Raw genomic sequence first — 18,589 nt, forward strand, 5'->3', positions numbered from 1 at the left:
TTCTGTCGCGCCCGACCGTTCGCGCGCGCGTACGGTCGGGGGGCGTGCCGCGGTTGCTTCTCGGACCCCGGAACGCTGTGCTCATTTGGATGTCCGTGCCAGAATACTTTTGGAGCGGCGGTTGACATCCGATGGCCGCTGCCTGCCCTGAACGACCCTCAGCAGCCCGAGAGGTTCTTTGTGACGCCGCCCGCCAAAGCCCAAGCCCCCGCCCCCGTGTCGGAGTCGCTCGACGACGAGGCCACGCTCTCGGAGGGCGCGGCCTCCCGCGGCACCCGTACGGCCACCAAGAAGGCTCCGGCCCGACGGCCTGCGGCCAAGAAGACGCCCCTGAAGGCCGTCGCGGCCCCCGCCGCCGGCCCGAAGGCCGCGGCGAAGAAGAAGGCCGACGCCGATCCCTCCGACGAGGTCGAGCCCGACCCGTCCGTCGACCTCGAGGACGAGATCGACCCCGCCGAGCTCGCCGTGGTGGACGTCGTGGCCGGTGTGGGCGGCGCCGAGGTGCAGGTGGACCTCGAGGGCGACGAGGTCGTCGTCACCGTGGGCAAGAAGCGGACGCTCGACGACGTCGACGAGGCCAAGTTCGAGCCGGCCAAGGAGGCCGTGGTCGAGGCCAAGCTCGTCGAGGACCAGGGCTTCACGCTCTCCGCGGCCGACGACGCCGACGAGCCCGAGCAGCAGGTCATGGTGGCCGGTGCGACCGCCGACCCGGTCAAGGACTACCTGAAGCAGATCGGCAAGGTCGCGCTGCTCAACGCCGAGCAGGAGGTCGAGCTCGCCAAGCGGATCGAGGCCGGCCTGTTCGCGGACGAGAAGATCGCCGACGTCGCCGTCAAGATCAAGCCCAAGGAGGCCGACGACTACGACTGGATCGCCGAGGACGGCCGCCGGGCGAAGAACCACCTGCTCGAGGCCAACCTGCGCCTCGTCGTCAGCCTGGCCAAGCGCTACACCGGCCGCGGCATGCTCTTCCTCGACCTGATCCAGGAGGGCAACCTCGGCCTGATCCGTGCGGTCGAGAAGTTCGACTACACCAAGGGCTACAAGTTCTCCACGTACGCGACGTGGTGGATCCGCCAGGCGATCACCCGCGCGATGGCCGACCAGGCCCGCACCATCCGCATCCCGGTGCACATGGTCGAGGTCATCAACAAGCTCGCCCGCGTCCAGCGCCAGATGCTGCAGGACCTGGGGCGCGAGCCCACGCCGGAGGAGCTCGCCAAGGAGCTCGACATGACCCCGGAGAAGGTCGTCGAGGTCCAGAAGTACGGGCGTGAGCCGATCTCGCTGCACACCCCGCTCGGCGAGGACGGCGACTCCGAGTTCGGCGACCTGATCGAGGACTCCGAGGCTGTCGTGCCGGCGGACGCGGTGAGCTTCACGCTCCTGCAGGAGCAGCTGCACGACGTGCTCGACACGCTCAGCGAGCGGGAGGCCGGTGTGGTCTCCATGCGCTTCGGCCTGACCGACGGTCAGCCCAAGACGCTGGACGAGATCGGCAAGGTCTACGGCGTGACCCGTGAGCGGATCCGCCAGATCGAGTCGAAGACCATGAGCAAGCTGCGGCACCCGTCGCGCTCGCAGGTCCTGCGCGACTACCTGGACTGAGTCTGCAGGCGGCGGCGCTCCGACGGGTTCCCCGTCGGGGCGCCGCCGTTCAGGTTCCATGGCCAAGCGCTCACCCAAGAACCGACGGCCGCCCCGCGAGATCGCTGGCGACCGGCCCGTCGTCGTGGTCTGCCGCGGCGGTGACTGCGGCAACCGCACCAAGCACCCCGGCTTCGACCACGTCGCCCAGCTGCGCCAGGTCCGGCTCGGCCTCGACGGCGTCGCCGACGTGGTGTCGAGCAGCTGCCTCGACGCCTGCGACCACTCCAACGTCGTCGTCGTCCTCCCCGGCCAGGACGGCCGGGCTGCCGGTGGTGATGCTGTCTGGATCGGCCAGGCCCTCGACCCCGACACCACCGCCGACATCGTCCGCTGGGTCGCCGACGGAGGCCCCGGCCGGGTCGAGGAACCCACCCTCGTCGAGATCAACGCCTTCCGACCCACCCGGCTCAACCGGCATGAGCTCGAGGAAGCCACCGGCGTCGGCTGAGGCCGGCACCGCCCCCTGAGACCGTGCCGCGAAGACGGGGTCAGACCTGGTGCTCGACCTCGAAGGGCGGCTCGCCCGAACGCAGGTCCTCGTCGGAATCCCGCAGCGCGAAGCGCATGGCCGCCTCGGCCGCACCGGGGTCGGCCGCCCGGACGGCGTCGAGCACGGCCTGGTGGTCGGGCACCGGGTCCATCCAGCCGGCCCCCGGGTGGTGCTGAATCCGGTTGCGCGCCTCGAGCGCGTGCGTGACGACCATGTCGAGGCGGGCGTAGAGCTCGTTGTGCGTGGCCTTGAGCAGCAGCAGGTGGAACTCGAGGTCGGCGGCCGCCAGCTGGTCGACGTCGCGGCCGGCGGCGGCGAAGGCGTCGAAGGCGGACTCGAGCGCCTCGAGGTCGGCGTCGGTGCGACGGAGCGACGCGAGCCGCGCGGCCGCCGGCTCGATCGCGTCGCGGAGCTCCGCCAGGTCGGCCAGCAGCCGGTCGTCCTCGCGCCGCGCCTCGCGGCGCCACATCATCACGTCGCTGTCGAGCAGGCTCCACGCGTCGCGCTCGCGGACGAAGGTGCCGCGCTTCGGTCGCGAGTCGACCAGACCCTTGGCCCCGAGGACCTTCAGGGCCTCCCGGATGACCGTCTTGCTGACCCCGAACTCGGGCTCGAGGGCGTCGATGTCGATGACCGAGCCCGGCGGGTAGTCGCTGCGGATGATCCGCAGGCCCAGCGCGGAGACGACCTCGCCGTGGAGGCCGCGCCCGGGGTACACAGCCACGTCCTGACCGTAGCGCAGGTGCGCCCGCCTTCCAGCCGTGCGCTTGCCACTCTTCATTAATTAGTATTTTATGGCGGTACCGACCTGGCGCTTACGAAGGAGTAACCCGATGGCTTTCCCGCACCCCCGGCGTTCACCTCTGGCGGCTGTCGCCCTGGCCCTCGCGGCCGGGCTGAGCCTGACGGCCTGCGGCGGCTCGGCCGGCTCCGACGACGGTGGTGACGGCGGCCCCGTCACGGTCACCTTCGCGGCCTCGACGTTCGGCGACCCCGGGCTCGGCCCGCGCCTGACCGCGCTCATCGACAGCTACAACGCCAGCCAGACGGCGGTGAAGATCGAGCCGGCCGCGGTGCCGTTCCCGACCTTCGGCCAGACCGTCCTGACCCAGATGGGCGGGGGCGAGGGGCCCGACCTGGTGCGCTTCGACATGCCCGAGTTCACCGCCGCCGCCGACGCGGACCTGCTCGAGCCGCTCGACGACCGCGTGAAGACCGACGGCCTGCAGCTGCAGCCCGGCCCCGACCAGTACATGAAGCTGGACGGCAAGCGCTACGGGATCGTCTTCGACACCTCGAACTACGTCATGTACTACAACACCGAGCTCGTGAAGACGCCGCCGAAGACGTTCGACGAGTTCATGAAGACCGCGAAGGCGACGACGAAGGGCGACGTCTACGGGCTCGCCTTCCGGCAGACGCAGGCCGAGGAGAACGGCGTCTGGCAGGACATCTTCAACTACGTCTACGGCTTCGGCGGCCAGTGGTCGGACGGCACGAACCTCACGCTGAACAAGGCCGAGAACGTCAAGGGCCTCGAGGCGTACCAGTCGCTCTACGACGCGGGCGTGATCCCGAAGGGTGCCGACGCGGCGACGTTCCGCAAGATGTTCGCCCAGAACAAGGTCGGGATGGAGCTGAACAACGGCGGCTACCTCGTGGCCACCCGCGGCACGAACCCCGACCTCAAGTTCAGCGTCGCCCCGATCCCGTTCCCGGTCCGCGCGCAGGGCGCAATCATGGCGCCGATCGTGATCAACGCGAACAGCGAGCACAAGGACCAGGCCGCCGCCTTCGTCGACTGGGTGCTCCAGAGCGAGAACCAGACGGCGCTGCAGGAGGCCCTCGGCGCCTCGAGCGTCGCGACGGTGACCCAGCGCAGCGCCAAGCAGCTGGAGGAGACGCCCTTCCTGCCCGTCTACGACGAGCTGACCAACTCCAGCGCCCCGCAGATCGTCGTCGGCTTCGGCCCGAAGACGGCGGACATCCGCAAGATCGTCGTCACCCAGGTGATCGCGGCCCTGCAGGGGCAGCAGAGCATGCAGCAGGCGATGGACAAGGCGCAGGACGAAGCGCTGAAGATCGTCGGTTGAGGTGGCCGACGCCGCTCTCCTGGCCACGCGGCCACGGCGCGGCGCGCTGGGCAGCAGGAGCACGCCGTACCTGTTCCTGCTGCCGGCCGCCGTCTACATCGTCCTGTTCCAGGCCGTGCCGCTGCTGCAGGAGGTCTACCTCAGCTTCACCCGGACCAACCTGCTGAACCCGACCCGGAGCACCTGGGTCGGGCTCGACAACTACGCACGCATCTTCGCCAGCGAGGACTTCCGGCAGACGCTGGTGACGACCCTCGCCTACGTCCTCGCCTGCGTGGTCGGCGCCGTCGGCTCAGGTCTGGTGGTGGCGCTGCTGCTGAACGGGCGCTTCCCCGGCCGGGGTGTCGCCCGGGCCCTGGTCACGATCCCGTGGGCGGCCCCGGGGATCGCCACCGCCCTCATCGCGACCTGGATGCTCAACGCCCAGTACGGCGTCCTGACGCGCGCGCTGCGCGCCGTCGGGGTCGACGTGGGGGAGAGCGGCGTCCTGGACAACCCGCGCCTGGCCCTCGCCGCCATCCTGGTGACCACGGTCTGGCAGCTCTTCCCCTTCGTCGCCGTCGTGATCCTCTCGGCGCTGCAGTCGGTGCCCGCGGAGCTCGTCGAGGCCGCGCGGGTCGACGGCGCGCGCGGCGGGTGGATCTTCCTCGCGGTGACCTGGCCGGTGATCCGTCCGACGGTCGGGCTGGTCGCGCTGCTGATGACCATCTGGTCGCTGCGGCGCTTCGAGCTGATCTGGCTGATGACGCGCGGCGGGCCGCTCGGCCGTACGCGGACGCTGGTCATCGACCTCTACTCCCAGGCGTTCGACTCCAAGCAGCTCGGGGCCGCCGCCGCCGTCGGCATGGTCGGGATCGTGATCGCGCTGATCGTGGTCGCCGGCAGCCGGGCCGTCGCCCGCGCAGCGGAGCGGACCGCCTGATGCGCCGCCTCCGTCTCGGTGTCGCCGGCCGCATGCTCGCCGTCCTGGTCGTCCTCGGGGTGTCGGTCTTCCCGATCTACTGGATGTTCACGACCGCGCTCACCAGCGACGCGGACCTCTTCGCCCCCCGCACGCGGCTGGTCCCCGACCTCCGCCAGTTCGACGTGTTCGTCGACGCGCTGACCGAGGGCCAGACCCTCACGTGGCTCGCCAACAGCACCGTCGTCGCCGTCGGCACCACCGTGCTGGCGATCGGGCTCGGGATCCCTTTGGCGTACGCGCTGTCGCGGTTCTCCTTCGTCGGCAAGAGCCTCGTCGGGCTGCTGCTGCTCATGACGCAGATGCTCCCCGAGGCGCTGATGGTCGTGCCGCTGTTCTCCCTCTACCGCCGCTTCGACCTCCTGGACTCGCTCGGCGGGCTCGTGCTCGCGAACGCCGCGTTCGTCCTGCCGATCGTCGCGCTGGTCCTCAAGGGGGCGATCGACGGCATCCCGAAGGAGCTGGAGGAGTCGGCCCGCGTCGACGGCTGCGGGCCCTTCTCGGTCCTGACACGGATCAACCTGCCGATCATGACGCCGTCGATCGCCGCGGCCGCCGTCATCGCCTTCTTCCACGCGTGGAACGAGTACGTCTTCGCCGTCACGTTCATCTTTGACAAGGGCCTGCAGCCGGCGTCGGTCGGCCTGGCCGGCTTCGTGGGCGAGCAGGGCACCGCCATCCAGACGATCATGGCCGTCGCGTTCATGTTCACGCTGCCGGCGGTCGCGTTCTACCTCTTCGCCCAGAAGTACGTCGTCTCCGGCATGACGGCCGGCGCCGTCAAAGGATAGGAACCCGCATGAAGATCATCTCGCTCGACACGGTGACCGTCGACTTCTACCGCACCAACCTCGTCTTCCTGCGGCTGACGACCGACGAGGGGCTGACCGGCGTGGCCGAGGCGACCCTCGAGGGTCAGGAGCTGGCCGTGCAGGGCGCGGTTCGGGTCCTGGAGCAGGCGGTGCTCGGCAAGGACCCGACGCGGATCAGCCAGCTGGTCTACGAGGTCTCCCGCGACGGCTACTGGCGCGGCGGCCCCGTGTCGGGCACCGCGCTCAGCGCCCTGGAGATGGCGCTCTGGGACGTGTCCGCCCGGGCGCTCGGCGTGCCGGTGCACCGGATGCTGGGTGGGGCGATCCGCGACCGGGTGCGGGCGTACGCCAACGGCTGGTTCTCCGGCGCCGCCTGCCCGGAGGACTTCGCGGCGGCGGCCGTGGTGACGACGGCGGCCGGGTTCCGCGGGCTGAAGTGGGACCCCTTCGAGGCGGCCGACCTCTACGTGACCGACCGGGACCTCGACCGGATGCTGGAGTCCGTGGCCGCGGTCCGCGAGGCGGTGGGGGGCGACGTCGAGCTGTTCGTCGAGGGCCACGGGCGCTTCGACGTGCCGACCGCCATCCGGGTGGCGCGGCGTCTCGAGCCCTTCAACCCCGTGTTCTTCGAGGAGCCCTGCCCGCCGGAGGGGATCGACGCGATGATCGAGATCCGGCGGCACTCCCCGGTCGCGATCGCCGCCGGCGAGCGCTGGTACGGCCGTCAGGGCTTCGTGCCCGCGCTGGAACGCGGTGCGGTCGACTTCGTCCAGCCCGACGTCACGCACGCCGGTGGGCTCCTCGAGCTCGCCTTCATCTCGACGCTCGCGGCCCACCACTACGTACCGTTCGCGCCTCACAACCCGAGCGGGCCCCTCAGCACGGCGGCCACCCTCCAGCTGGGGGCGACGCTGCCCAACTTCCGCTACCTCGAGATCATGGCCGTGGACGTCCCGTGGCGGGGCGACGTGTCGGACGAGCACCTCGAGCTCACCGCGGAGGGCGACGTGCTGATCCCCGACGGGATCGGGCTCGGGATCGACCTCGACCTGGACGCGATCGCCGAGCACCCGTACGTCCCGCACCCGATGGCACTCTTCTCCGACACGGTCGCCGACATCCGCCCGCCGGACGCCTGCTCCTACTTCAACCGCGGCGGGGCGGCGGAGCCGCTGCTCACCGGCGACGACCTGCTGGCCGCGTCCTAGACCGAGGAGACGAGATGACCGAACCGTTCGAGCACCTGCCGCTGACGACCGACGGCGCGGAGGCGCTCCTGGTCGGGCGGCTGCTCGACCCGGAGGTGGGCCCGTGCGTGGTCGCGGTGCGGGGCACCGAGCTCGTCGACCTGAGCGGGACGACGCCCACCGTGTCCGACCTGCTCGACCGCCAGGACCGGCTCGGCGTGGTCCGCGGGTCCGACGGTGGCCGACGCTGGTCCCTGCCGGCCGTGCTCGCCGCGACGCTGGACGGCGACCGCACCGGGCCGCGCCTCCTGGCGCCCGTCGACCTCCAGGTGATCAAGGCCGCGGGGGTGACGTTCGCCCGCAGCATGCTCGAGCGCGTCATCGAGGAGCACGCGAAGGGCGACCCGGCCCGGGCCCGGGAGATCCGCGCGCGCGTCGCGGACGTGGTCGGCGGGGCGGTGGCCTCGGTGCGGCCGGGGTCGGAGGAGGCCGCGCGGGCCAAGACCGTGCTCATCGCCGAGGGGCTGTGGTCGCCCTACCTGGAGGTGGGCATCGGGCCCGACCCCGAGATCTTCTCCAAGGCGCCGGTCCTGTCGGCGGTGGGCACGGGGGCGCAGATCGGGGTGCTGGAGCGCTCGACCTGGAACAACCCCGAGCCCGAGGTCGTGCTGGCCGTGACCAGCACGGGCGAGCCCGTGGGCGCCACCCTGGGAAACGACGTCAACCTGCGCGACTTCGAGGGCCGTAGCGCCCTGCTGCTGACCGAGGCCAAGGACAACAACGCCTCGTGCGCGATCGGGCCGATGATCCGGCTCTTCGACGACACCTTCACCCTCGACGACGTACGCCGCCTCGACGTCACGCTGCGCATCGAGGGCCGCGACGGCTACGTGCTGGAGGCGGGCAGCTCGATGAGCGAGATGAGCCGGGACCCGCTCGACCTGGTCCGCCACGCCCACGGGCGCCACCACCAGTACCCCGACGGCTTCGCCCTGTTCACCGGGACGATGTTCGCGCCCGTCGACGACCGCGACGAGCCGGGGCTCGGCTTCACGCACCACCCGGGCGACCGCGTCACCATCTCGGCGCCCGCCCTCGGTCGGCTGGTCAACATGGTGACGTCCTCCGAGCAGGCTCCGCCCTGGACGTCGGGGATCCGGGAGCTCATGCGGAACCTGGCCGCCCGCGACCTGCTCTGACCGAGCGTCCGCGCCTCCGCGCCTCAGCGGCTGGTCGGGCTCCCGAGCTCGCGCCACTGCTCCGGGGTCACCTCGGGGTGGTCGAGCCAGTAGTCGGCGTAGTAGTCGACCAGCGGCGCGAACTCATCGAAGATGCGACGCAGCTCGGGGATCGCGTCCGTGCCGGGCGGGGCCACGTCGACCCGGAGGTCGAGCAGCGGACGCGGTGACGCGGTGCCGGCGACGACGATCGTGGACGACAGGTGCTGCACGCCCTCGCCGCCCGCCGCGAGGCCGGACTCCACCGCGAGCAGGAGCCGTTCGGCGAAGGCGCGGTCGCCGCTGCCCTCGTAGCTCTCGGCCATCGCGTCGAGGACCTGCTGACCGACGAGCAGGTTGCCCAGCACGGCGAAGCCGTCACCGGTCCGGTGCGCGGCGTACGGGCCGCAGCTCGGTCCGGTGTGGCCCGCCACGCGCCCGTCGGGCGTGACGATCCCGACCTGCCGGTAGCCGAAGTGGGCGTCGGTCGTGCGCAGCGCGTCGATCGCGACGGCGGGCTCGAGCCCGCTCTCCACGAGGTCGAGCGCCCGCCGTCCGAGGCGCCAGTCGCTGTGGCTCTGCGAGGCGATCGCGGCGACGCCGGCGCGGACGTGGGTGCAGCGTGAGGCCACCCCCATGGCGCTCGTGCCCTGGCACAGGCCGACGGCGCGGGTCTCGGGGTCGACGGCGACGATGGTGAAGGTCATGTCGGGCTGTCCTCTGCGTCCTCAGAACGTGGCGGTCGACGATGACGGCACCTGGTCGAGCCGGACCCTAGCCGAGGGCGCGGCGATACGCCCGCACGGCCCGGCCTGTCAGGTCACGAGACCGGTGAGGTCCAGCACGAGCAGGACGGAACCGAGCAGGAACGGGATGCCCAGCACGACCGCGTGGACCGTACGCTGCTCCACCAGCACGGCGACGAACTCGCGGAGGAAGGCGCTGGGGACGTAGTAGCGGGCGGTGGGGGACCCCACGACCTGGGCGTCGAGACCGAGGTCGCGCGCGATCATCGCGGCCCGGAGGGTGTGGTAGCTGTTCGTCACGGCCAGCACCGGACCCGGCCGGCCCGCCTGCTCCTGCACGGCGGCGGACAGGACGAGGTTCTCGCGGGTCGTCGTCGCCCGTTCCTCGGGCCGCACGTCGGCGGGGTCGACGCCCTGGGCGAGGAGGTACTCGGCCATCGCCTCGCCCTCGGGCCGCGTCTCGTCGGCGCCCTGGCCGCCGGACGGGATGAGCAGCGGAGGCCGGCCGGTCTGCGCGGCGAGGCGGTAGACCTGCACGGCCCGGTCCAGCCGGCTCCGCAGCAGCGGGGGCACCCGGCCGTCGATGATCCGGGAGCCGAGCACGACGACGGCCGCGGGCTGGCTGCTGAAGCGCGTCCGCCCGTACACGAGGGAGTAGACGAGGAACGCGACGAAGACGACGCCCAGGTAGCTGGCGGCGAAGACCAGCACGACGGCCAGGAGGATGCCGAGCCGCAGCCGGGTCGCGGCGAGCAGCACCGCGGCCACGGGGACGGCGAGCACGGCCAGCCCGGCGACCAAGGACAGCAGGTTCGCCAGGCTCCGCCCCTCCTTGCGCACCATCGTCAGGCCGTTGGCGACGAGGAAGCCGGCGAGCACGAGGACGGCGGCGGGCAGCAGGGCCAGGAGCGCCACGACGACGACCCCCAGCACGGGAACGGTCTCGACGAGCAGCCCGAGCACGCCGACGAGACCGAAGAACAGCGCGCCGACGAGGAAGACCCCGTTGCGCAGGAGGCGTCGGTCCCGTTGCCGGAACACCCCGTAGAGGACGGCGAAGACCGCGGCCAGGATCAGGCTCGACACCGGGGGACCGTACCGCGGTGCCTGGTCAGTGCAGCTGGACCAGGCCCGTGTCGTCCGACGTCACCGGGGTCACGTCCCACCACTGCCGCTCGAGCTCGTGGTAGCGGCTGGCGGGGTCGAGCGGGGACTCCCACGGCTTGTCGATGATGAAGTGGATGTTCTTGACCGCGCTGGCGTCCCACAGGTCGGGGTGCTGGAACGGCAACGTCTTGAGCGCGTTGTAGACGTACGGCAGCGCCACCCAGCGGCCGTAGAAGTGCTCGTTGAGGAAGTCCTGCTCGGCGAAGACGTAGCGCGACAGGTCGTCCACGGCGGCGAGCTCGGCCAGCAGCGCGTCGAAGACGGCGAGGTCGGGCCGCAGCACGAGGGTGCCGCCGTTGAAGTACGGGTCGACGACGTCCACGTCGGCGCCCGGCTCGGCCCCGGCCAGGTAGGTGTACGCGCAGCCCGCCGGCGTCCAGCTCTCCGGGTAGGACGCGATCCGGTTGGGGTTGCAGCGGCAGGCGTGGCACGCGGCGATCTCGTCGTCGTCCAGCGCGAGGTCGAACAGCTCGTCCATGTTCTGCGTGACGAGCATGTCGGCGTCGAGCACGACGAGGCGCTCGAACTCGGTCAGCCGCCAGACCCCGAGCTTGGTCCACACCTCGGCGAAGCGCGCGTTGGCGTAGTGGTCCTGCAGCCCGCTCGGGGGTCGTAGGGGCTCGAGCTCACGCAGGAGGCAGCCCTCCGCCTCGAGCAGGGCGCGGTCCTCCGCCCCGATCCCGTCTGTCACGGTAACGACGAGGGGGTAGGCGCTCCCGACCCGTTCGAGGGAGGCGCGCAGCGTGCGCACGCCGGGGAGGTAGCCCGGCTGCGTCAGCAGCGTGGCCCAGGCCTTCACGCCCGCGCTCCCGCCAGGTCGCGCGACGGGTGCACGGTCGGGGCGAAGAGCTCGGAGGTGAACGCGTTGTCGAAGCGGTGGTGCGGGTCGAGCGCCGCCCGCACGCCGCGGAACGCCGCCCAGCGCGGGTAGAGCGCGGACCAGTCGTAGAGCGCCTCGTCGAAGTACTTGCCCCAGTGCGGACGCCCGCCCTCCTCGGCCAGCACCCGCTCGACGGCCCGCAGGAAGTCCACGCCCTCGGGGGCCAGCGAGCCGTCCTCGGCGTAGTAGACGACGAAGCCGAAGAAGCACGTCTCCTGCCCGTACGAGGGGCTCAGCCAGGAGTCCGAGGCGCCGGTCGCCCGGAGGATGACCGGGTAGTGCATGTGCGGGCGGGTCTCGGCGTGCCACCGCTTGATCGCGGCGACCACCCGGCCGGCGCTGGCCAGCGGGATGCCGATCTCCACGTTGATCTGCGGGGTCGCGATCCCGCGGCAGAAGACCTGGTAGACGTCGCCGGTCACGTCGGAGAAGTCCTTGAAGCGGTTGACCGTCTGGAACGGCTTGCCCTGCTCGTCGAGGATCTTGGTGTCGCCACGCATGTGCTCGAGCGTCCGGTCGACGGTCGAGTTGAGCACCGCGCTGGTGACCTGCTCCTCGATCAGGACGCTGCCGCCGGCGCGGTAGCGCTCGACCTCGGTCTCGGACGCCTCCTGCGCGGTCCAGACGTGCACCTGGTCCTGGTCGGGGAACCACCAGGCCTTGCTGAGGGCGTTGTCGCGGTTCCACGTGAGGAGGTCGGTCTCCAGCGTCGCCGCGCTCGTGACGGCCTTCTGGCAGGAGTAGACGGGGGAGGGGACGGTCCGCAGCGTCACCTGCGTGACCACGCCGAGCAGGCCGAGGCCGAGCTTGACCGCACCGAACCACGGGTGGTCCGCCTCGTACTCGGCGACGGAGCCGTCGGCGAGCACCATGCGCACCGAGAGGGCGGAGTCGGCGATGCAGCTCTGGCCGAGGCCCTGGCCGTGCGTCCCGGTCGCCAGGGCCCCCGCGAGCGTCTGGTGGGCGATCACGCCCGGAGAGGACGGCAGCATCCGGCCGCGGCTGCTGAGGCAGGTGTAGATCTCGCCCAGCGTGGTGGCCGCAGCGAAGGTGGCCCGATCCTCGCCGAGGTGGACGAGCCCACGCAGGTGGCTGAGGTCGAGGAGGGTGTCGCCCTGGGCGGCGAGGGACAGCATGCGTCCCGGGGACATGCGGCTCCCGATCACGCGCACGCCACCCTGCGTCGTGGCGAGTAGCTCGCGGAGCTCGTCCTCCGTGCGAGGGGCGCGGACCGATCCGGCGGAGCCAAGGGTCGCGTTACGGGCCCAGTTGCGGGTCCGTACGTCCTCTCCCGCCTGGTCGGGCTGACGTCGGGGGTAGGCGAGGTCGTCTCGGGCCATCTCGTTGCTCCTGCGGGTCGTCCGGTTAGCTCCCGGTGGTCCGGCTTGGCGCCTCCCGACGCCACTGACCAGTCCAGAGTGCATCCTCGGGGGCCGTCCTGCACCCTTTTGGGGGTGTGGTGATCCCGACGTCGGGGGGTGCATCCAACCGACGGAGGGCGTGCCCCGGGGGGTGGGCCGAGTCGTCGGTCGTCCCCGGCCGGCTGCCGTGGGAGCCTGTGCGCATGGTGACCAGGCGGCGGACGGCGCTGACCGCAGGCCTCGGCGTCCTGGTCGTGGTCATCGGTGTGCTCGTCCTGCGGGCCCCGGCTGCGCAGGCAGAAGTGGGCTGGTTCTCCTACGACGGACCCCCGTCGCAGGACTTCCTCGACGGCCTCGTCGCGTGGAACAGAACCCGGGCAGCCGGAGCGGTCCTGGTCATGGTCGGTCTGCTGGTGCTCGCCCGTCTTCTGGGCCTGGTCGCTGCGGCCCGCGGCCTGGCACCTGCCCGGCTCGGCGGACGTGTCCTCGTGCTCGCAGCGCTCCTCGTCGTCGGCGGCCTGGCGTCCTTCGTCGTCCTGGGGCGGCTGGACCGCACCGAGGCGACCGTCTCCATCTCGAAGTTCAGACCCGGCTACCACCAGGTCTTCGCCACGACGGTCTGGACGCAGCAGCAGGCTGCCGCCGCGCTCGTGGCCGCGACGGGGCTGGTCCTGGCCGCGGTGGGCGTCGGGCTGCGGAAGAGGATCCGTCCCCGGGCCTGACGGCCGACCTCACCGAGGCCCTTCGACAGGCTCAGGGAGCGTTCTTGCGTGTACCGGACGGCTTAGACCTCGACGCGCTGAGGTCCGCCGAAGACCGTCCGGACGCCGGCGGAGAAGAGGGCCGAGTCGGGGGCGCGGTGCGTGAGGCCGGGCAGGCCCGCGGCGGCGACGAGGTGGTCCTCGATCTCGAGGACCCGGACGGGGCGCAGGGGCCAGGGGGCGTGCTCGTTGGGCAGGAAGAAGGTCCGCCCGAGGTGGTGGGTGAAGAGCCCCCAGCGCGCGGTGAGGAAGTCGGCCAGCGGGTCGTCGTGGATCTCGCCGGGCAGGACCTCGACGTCGACGCGCGAGCGCAGGCCGCGCGGGGAGGGCCAGCGGCGCCGGCTCTCGTACGTGTAGCGGTCGCCCTCGTGCGTGGCGCGCATCTTCGCCCACGTGTACGGGATGTTGAGCGCGACGCGGGAGCCGATGACGAAGGCCAGCCGCTCCGCCTCGAGCGAGGCGAACACCACGCCCCGCCGGCCCGACGCGTCGACCCCGTACAGCCGGACGTTCGTCTCGGCGAACGACCCGACGTACGGCAGCACCGGCCCGCTGCCGAAGCGCGCGTCGGTCAGCCGGAAGGGGATCAGCCCGACCCAGGACGACCCGTCGTGCACGTCCGGCACCACGCCGGTCGGCAGCAGCGGCGCGACGAGCTCGGCGTCGACCCGCCAGTGCAGGAACGTGAGGTCACGCCAGACCTGGTCCAGCAGCGCGGGCCCGCGCAGGGCGGGAGCGTCCCGCGACACGGGCTCCGGGAGGGTCGTCGCTCGCGCACCGTCGGTCACGACACCGTCAGCGTCGGCGCCGTCGGCGCTGTTCCCGGGGTGGCCACCTGCACGCCGACCCGCACCGGCTGCCCGGGCCGCAGGTCGCCGCCCCAGCCGTCGCCGGAGCAGCTGATCGTGCCGGCGGCGTCCGTGCAGGTCATGCCCCAGGCGTTGACGACCGAGCTCGCCTCCGCGTCCGGCCAGCTCACGGTCCAGCCCTGGCGGGCCTGCTCGCTGCTGACGGTCAGCTCGGCGACGTAGCCGCCGGGCCAGGAGCTCTGCACCTTCCAGTCGGCGGTCGTGCCGTCCGCCGTGCCCGTGGCGGTGCCGGGGCTGGTGCTCGAGGCGGGCTCGGACGGCGAAGCCGTGGGCTCGGACGGCGCGACCGACGGCTCCGCGCTCGGGCTGGCCGACGGTGCCGGGGTGCTCGGGGCGGCCGAGGCGCTCGGCGTCGGCTCGGGCTGCGGGCCGCTCGTGCGGCGCTGGGTCGTGCTGCCCGGGGTCGGCTTCGTCGTCTTCGTGCTCGGCGTGAACGGGGTCTGCTTGCCCAGGATCGGGCGCAGCACGTCGAGCTTGGCCTGCTGCGGCGTACGCCAGTCGTCCTTGACCAGACCGCCGGTGTCGCCGCTGTTGGGGTTGAAGGACCAGTAGGCGAAGCTCATCTTGTTCTTGCGCACGTACTCGACGAGGGTCGTCAGCCACTGCTGGTCCGACGTGGTCTCGAGCTTGGTCCCGAACTCGCCGAGGAGGACGGGCGCCGTGCCGGACTCCTGCAGGTAGCCCCAGCTCGCCTTCCAGACTCCCGGCAGGTTCTTGGGGTAGTTCTTGGCCGAGAACCAGGGCTGCGCGAAGACCGACGCCGGGTAGTCGTGGGTGGAGTAGACGAGCCGGTTGGCGACCTTGAGCTTGACGGGGTGCTTCTTCGCGTCGGCCAGCCCGCCGCCCCACCAGGTCTTCGACGACTTCTGCTGCTCGACGCCCTCGACGACGATCAACAGCCTCGGGTTGACCGCGAGCACCGCGTTCCCGGCCCGGGTCGCGGCGGCGGCCCAGTCGCGCTTCGGGTCGCCGCAGCCCCAGCAGGCGGTGCCGTGCGGCTCGTTGTGGAGGTCGACGCCGACGACCGTCGGGTCCTTTGCGTACCGCCGGGCGAGCATCGTCCAGTCGGAGATCCAGCGCGACTCCGACCAGGTCGAGGTGTACCAGAGCTCGGACTGCGCGCCCGAGTCCGGGCGGTGCCGGTCGAGGATCACGCTCAGGCCGTGCGCCTTGGCGCTGGCGACGAACGCGTCCATCACCTGCAGCGGCGTGAGGCCCTTCAGCGCCGGGTTCAGCGTGAGGTCGATGCCGGAGGTCTCCGTCGCGGCGAGGCACTCGTTGGAGTACGGCAGCCGGATCGCGTTGAAGCCGAAGGAGGCGATCTCCGCCATGCCGTCGTCGAGCTTGATCTGCCACAGCCCGTGCGGGGCGCAGTTCGCCGTCTCCATCCCGAACCAGCTGGTGGCCCGGATCACGTGGTCGGCGTTCTTGGAGTCGAGGATGCGCGACCCCTTGGTGTGCAGCCAGCCCGTGGGCGCAGCCGCGACGGCGGGCAGCGCGGTGGCGCTCACCGCCGCGACCGCCAGCAGGAGGGCGCACCCGAGGGAGCACAGAGAACGAAGGACGGAGCGCAGCACGCGAGCAGGTTAGGCAGATGTGTCGGCTGCCCGGGCAGAGTTGAAACAGAAACTACGTCCATCGCGCCAATCCTGAGGTCGCGCAGCAGTGGGCGCCAAGGTCGTCCTCCAGATCCGACCCGGGAACGACACAGCCCCCCGCTCCCAGGGTGGGGAGCGAGGGGCTGAGACGTCGTCGTGACGGGGTCTAGCTGATCCGCGCGGACTCGTCGTGGATCTCGAGCGCGACCTGCTTCAGCCGGTCCGCGTGCTCCTTGCTGTGGTGAGCGCAGAAGAGGAGGTCGAACCCGCTGTTCAGAGTGACGCGGACGTACGCCTGGGCTCCGCAGCGATCGCAGCGATCGGCAGCGTTGAGCGCGGCGCCTTCGATGACGGTTGTGCTCACGGTCGGCCTCGCTTCCTTGATCTGGTGCAGGGGGTGAAACTCACGGTGCTCGCCGACGGTGCCGACCATGTCCCGCGTCCTACGTCTAGTCAACATCCAACCAGGCCCAAAAACTTCCTGATCGGAGTCTCGGGTCGTGTCTTCTGTGTAACGGTTTCTCAGGTGTCCTCCGGGGTATGGCGCGCTGCCGGTGACATCTCTCCTTCGCCACCACGACACCCTCCGGATGGCCCAAGGTACGTGCGGGCTCAAGAGGGCCCCGGACGGTAGCCTCGGCCCGTGTCAGCCCCCGCCCGTACGAGCACCACCGCGGCGCCGAAGCCCCGGCGCACCACGCCGCGCGCCGCCGGCCCGGAGCTCGAGAGCCGGGACTACGAGGCCCGGCACCTGCTCGTGCTCGAAGGCCTCGAGGCGGTGCGCAAGCGGCCGGCCATGTACATCGGCTCGACCGACACCCGCGGCCTCATGCACTGCCTCTGGGAGATCATCGACAACTCGGTCGACGAGGCGCTCGGCGGCCACGGTCGTGAGATCGACGTCATCCTCCGCGCGGACGGCGGCATCACCGTCACCGACGTCGGACGCGGCATCCCCGTGGACAAGGAGCCCCGTACGGGTCTCTCCGGGGTCGAGGTCGTCTTCACCAAGCTCCACGCCGGCGGCAAGTTCGGCGCCGGCTCCTACAACGCGACCGGCGGCCTGCACGGCGTCGGCTCGTCCGTGGTGAACGCGCTGTCCGCCCGGCTCGACGTCGAGGTCGACCGCGACGGCGCCACCTGGGCCATGTCGTTCCGTCGGGGCGTGCCGGGGACGTTCGACGGCCCGGGCCCCACCGCCCCGTTCACGCCCGGGGCGCCGCTGGCCAAGGTCGGCCGCGTGGCCAAGGGCCGCTCGGGCACCCGCGTCACCTACTGGCCGGACCGCCAGATCTTCCTGGTGGACGCCGCGCTGTCGCTCACCGACCTGCACGACCGGGCCCGTCAGACCAGCTTCCTCATCCCGGGCCTCGCGCTCAAGGTCACCGACGCCCGCGACCCCGGGGCCGACGGCGTCCAGGAGGAGGTCTTCCGCCACGACGGTGGGGTCGGCGAGTTCTGCGAGTACCTCGCCCCTGACGCGGCCGTCACCGAGATCGTCCGGCTGCAGGGCACCGGGTCGTTCACCGAGACCGTGCCGATGCTCGACGACGCCGGTCACATGGAGCCGACCGACGTCGACCGCGAGCTCGAGGTCGACGTGGCGGTGCGCTGGGGCACCGCGTACGACACGACCGTGCGCTCGTACGTCAACATCATCGCCACGCCGAAGGGCGGCACGCACGTCGTCGGCTTCGAGCGGGGGCTGACCCGGTCGGTCACCAACGCGCTGACGCCGACCCGGCTGCTCAAGACCGGCGAGGAGGTCGTCAAGGACGACGTGCTCGAGGGCCTCACGGCGGTCGTGACCGTCCGGCTGGCCGAGCCGCAGTTCGAGGGGCAGACCAAGGAGGTGCTCGGCACGCCGGCGGTCGCCAAGATCGTGACCAAGGTCGTCGAGACCGAGCTGGGCGCGTTCCTGGAGTCGAAGAGCGGCGTGGCCAAGCAGCAGGCCCGTGCGGTGCTGGAGAAGGTCGTCAGCGCGTCGCGCGCCCGGGTGGCCGCGCGTCAGCAGCGGGAGAACCAGCGCCGCAAGACCGCGCTCGAGTCGTCCTCGCTGCCGTCCAAGCTCGTCGACTGCCGCAGCAACGACGACCGCTCGGAGCTGTTCATCGTCGAGGGCGACTCGGCGCTGGGCACGGCGAAGGTCGCGCGGAGCTCGGAGTTCCAGGCGCTGCTGCCGATCCGCGGCAAGATCCTGAACACCCAGAAGGCCTCCACCGGCGACATGCTCAAGAACGTCGAGTGCGCCTCGATCATCCAGGTCGTCGGCGCCGGCTCGGGGCGGACGTTCGACCTCGACTCGGCCCGCTACGGCCGGGTGATCTTCATGGCCGACGCCGACTCCGACGGCGCGCACATCCGCTGCCTGCTGGCGACGCTGTTCTTCCGCTACATGCGGCCGATGGTCGACGCCGGACGCGTCTTCACCGCGGTCCCGCCGCTCCACCGGTTCGAGCTGACCAACCCCAAGAAGGGGCAGGAACGCTTCATCTACACCTACTCCGACGCGGAGTACCAGCGCACGGCCGCCGAGCTGACCAAGCGCAACCAGCGCTTCAAGGAGCCGCAGCGCTACAAGGGCCTGGGCGAGATGGACGCCGACCAGCTGGCCGAGACGACCATGAGCCCGCGGCACCGCACGCTGCGCCGGATGACCGTCGACGACGGGCTGATCGCCGAGACGACCTTCGAGATGCTGATGGGCAACGACGTCGCCCCCCGCAAGAGCTTCATCATCGACGGCGCGTACGCGTTGGACGCCGCGGCGATCGACGTCTGAGCCTCGCTCCCGGAC

Annotated in this window: 17 protein-coding genes; 9 read left to right on the forward strand and 8 right to left on the reverse strand. The window is 71.5% G+C overall.

The features are described from left to right. Positions 1-180: 180 nt before the first annotated feature. Both FHX39_RS07745 and FHX39_RS07750 read left to right on the forward strand, forming a co-directional pair. Positions 181-1,608, forward strand: a complete 1,428-nt coding sequence (locus tag FHX39_RS07745) for an RNA polymerase sigma factor (RefSeq protein WP_408631483.1) — start codon at positions 181-183, stop codon at positions 1,606-1,608. A gap of 58 nt (positions 1,609-1,666) precedes the next feature. After that, positions 1,667-2,098: a (2Fe-2S) ferredoxin domain-containing protein gene (locus tag FHX39_RS07750; protein WP_183337525.1), complete on the forward strand. Its 432-nt coding sequence runs from the start codon at positions 1,667-1,669 to the stop codon at positions 2,096-2,098. 40 nt (positions 2,099-2,138) lie between these two features. On the opposite strand, the gene FHX39_RS07755 is transcribed toward FHX39_RS07750, so the two are convergent. Continuing rightward, positions 2,139-2,864, reverse strand: coding sequence for a FadR/GntR family transcriptional regulator (locus FHX39_RS07755; RefSeq protein WP_183337526.1), 726 nt, complete (start codon positions 2,862-2,864; stop codon positions 2,139-2,141). 109 nt (positions 2,865-2,973) lie between these two features. Here FHX39_RS07755 and FHX39_RS07760 point away from each other — a divergent pair, with 109 nt between their 5' ends. From FHX39_RS07760 to FHX39_RS07780, 5 genes are read left to right on the forward strand one after another with little or no spacing between them, the layout of a single operon-like run. Then, complete coding sequence (locus FHX39_RS07760) at positions 2,974-4,233, forward strand: ABC transporter substrate-binding protein (protein WP_183337527.1); 1,260 nt, start codon at positions 2,974-2,976, stop codon at positions 4,231-4,233. Position 4,234: 1 nt separating this feature from the next. Then, positions 4,235-5,155 carry a carbohydrate ABC transporter permease gene (locus FHX39_RS07765; protein WP_198423298.1) on the forward strand — a complete coding sequence of 307 codons (921 nt, stop codon included), beginning with the start codon at positions 4,235-4,237 and terminating at the stop codon, positions 5,153-5,155. Further along, positions 5,155-5,985 carry a carbohydrate ABC transporter permease gene (locus tag FHX39_RS07770; RefSeq protein WP_183337528.1) on the forward strand — a complete coding sequence of 277 codons (831 nt, stop codon included), beginning with the start codon at positions 5,155-5,157 and terminating at the stop codon, positions 5,983-5,985. The genes FHX39_RS07765 and FHX39_RS07770 overlap by 1 nt, the downstream gene beginning before the upstream one ends. Positions 5,986-5,993: 8 nt before the next feature. Beyond that, on the forward strand, positions 5,994-7,214 hold the full coding sequence (locus FHX39_RS07775) for a mandelate racemase/muconate lactonizing enzyme family protein (RefSeq protein ID WP_183337529.1): 1,221 nt from the start codon (positions 5,994-5,996) through the stop codon (positions 7,212-7,214). A gap of 14 nt (positions 7,215-7,228) precedes the next feature. After that, positions 7,229-8,392: a fumarylacetoacetate hydrolase family protein gene (locus FHX39_RS07780; RefSeq protein WP_183337530.1), complete on the forward strand. Its 1,164-nt coding sequence runs from the start codon at positions 7,229-7,231 to the stop codon at positions 8,390-8,392. Positions 8,393-8,415: 23 nt separating this feature from the next. Here FHX39_RS07780 and FHX39_RS07785 read toward each other — a convergent pair whose 3' ends face one another. The 4 genes from FHX39_RS07785 to FHX39_RS07800 form a co-directional block, all read right to left on the reverse strand. Then, positions 8,416-9,117, reverse strand: a complete 702-nt coding sequence (locus tag FHX39_RS07785; RefSeq protein WP_183337531.1) for a DUF1028 domain-containing protein — start codon at positions 9,115-9,117, stop codon at positions 8,416-8,418. Between the two features lie 108 nt (positions 9,118-9,225). After that, positions 9,226-10,242: a YdcF family protein gene (locus FHX39_RS07790; protein WP_183337532.1), complete on the reverse strand. Its 1,017-nt coding sequence runs from the start codon at positions 10,240-10,242 to the stop codon at positions 9,226-9,228. A gap of 25 nt (positions 10,243-10,267) precedes the next feature. After that, positions 10,268-11,122, reverse strand: a complete 855-nt coding sequence (locus FHX39_RS07795) for a glycosyltransferase family 8 protein (RefSeq protein WP_183337533.1) — start codon at positions 11,120-11,122, stop codon at positions 10,268-10,270. Next, a complete protein-coding gene (locus FHX39_RS07800) occupies positions 11,119-12,543 on the reverse strand; it encodes a D-arabinono-1,4-lactone oxidase (protein ID WP_183337534.1) in 1,425 nt (474 codons plus the stop codon). The genes FHX39_RS07795 and FHX39_RS07800 overlap by 4 nt, the downstream gene beginning before the upstream one ends. A gap of 224 nt (positions 12,544-12,767) precedes the next feature. Between FHX39_RS07800 and FHX39_RS07805 the strand changes: the two genes are divergently transcribed. Beyond that, entirely contained in the window at positions 12,768-13,286 is a 519-nt protein-coding gene (locus FHX39_RS07805; RefSeq protein ID WP_183337535.1) for a hypothetical protein, read from the forward strand. Positions 13,287-13,348: 62 nt separating this feature from the next. Here FHX39_RS07805 and FHX39_RS07810 read toward each other — a convergent pair whose 3' ends face one another. From FHX39_RS07810 to FHX39_RS07820, 3 genes are all read right to left on the reverse strand, one after another. Continuing rightward, positions 13,349-14,113, reverse strand: a complete 765-nt coding sequence (locus FHX39_RS07810) for a YqjF family protein (RefSeq protein ID WP_183337536.1) — start codon at positions 14,111-14,113, stop codon at positions 13,349-13,351. Further along, entirely contained in the window at positions 14,110-15,771 is a 1,662-nt protein-coding gene (locus tag FHX39_RS07815; protein ID WP_183337537.1) for a cellulase family glycosylhydrolase, read from the reverse strand. The genes FHX39_RS07810 and FHX39_RS07815 overlap by 4 nt, the downstream gene beginning before the upstream one ends. A 187-nt stretch (positions 15,772-15,958) precedes the next feature. Then, positions 15,959-16,156, reverse strand: a complete 198-nt coding sequence (locus FHX39_RS07820) for a DUF7455 domain-containing protein (protein ID WP_183341091.1) — start codon at positions 16,154-16,156, stop codon at positions 15,959-15,961. A gap of 279 nt (positions 16,157-16,435) precedes the next feature. On the opposite strand from FHX39_RS07820, the gene FHX39_RS07825 reads away from it, so the two are divergent. Beyond that, positions 16,436-18,574, forward strand: a complete 2,139-nt coding sequence (locus FHX39_RS07825; RefSeq protein ID WP_183337538.1) for a DNA gyrase/topoisomerase IV subunit B — start codon at positions 16,436-16,438, stop codon at positions 18,572-18,574. Positions 18,575-18,589 lie beyond the last annotated feature (15 nt).

The sequence above is a fragment of the Microlunatus antarcticus genome, assembly GCF_014193425.1.
Classification (GTDB): Bacteria; Actinomycetota; Actinomycetes; order Propionibacteriales; family Propionibacteriaceae; genus Microlunatus; species Microlunatus antarcticus.

What these genes read in the sequence shown, in the direction of transcription:
- FHX39_RS07785 (WP_183337531.1), bottom strand. Translation starts at nt 9,117, where the DNA reads ATGACCTTCACCATCGTCGCCGTCGACCCCGAGACCCGCGCCGTCGGC.
- FHX39_RS07800 (WP_183337534.1), bottom strand. Translation starts at nt 12,543, where the DNA reads ATGGCCCGAGACGACCTCGCCTACCCCCGACGTCAGCCCGACCAGGCG.
- FHX39_RS07780 (WP_183337530.1), top strand. Translation starts at nt 7,229, where the DNA reads ATGACCGAACCGTTCGAGCACCTGCCGCTGACGACCGACGGCGCGGAG.
- FHX39_RS07770 (WP_183337528.1), top strand. Translation starts at nt 5,155, where the DNA reads ATGCGCCGCCTCCGTCTCGGTGTCGCCGGCCGCATGCTCGCCGTCCTG.
- FHX39_RS07750 (WP_183337525.1), top strand. Translation starts at nt 1,667, where the DNA reads ATGGCCAAGCGCTCACCCAAGAACCGACGGCCGCCCCGCGAGATCGCT.
- FHX39_RS07805 (WP_183337535.1), top strand. Translation starts at nt 12,768, where the DNA reads ATGGTGACCAGGCGGCGGACGGCGCTGACCGCAGGCCTCGGCGTCCTG.
- FHX39_RS07760 (WP_183337527.1), top strand. Translation starts at nt 2,974, where the DNA reads ATGGCTTTCCCGCACCCCCGGCGTTCACCTCTGGCGGCTGTCGCCCTG.
- FHX39_RS07775 (WP_183337529.1), top strand. Translation starts at nt 5,994, where the DNA reads ATGAAGATCATCTCGCTCGACACGGTGACCGTCGACTTCTACCGCACC.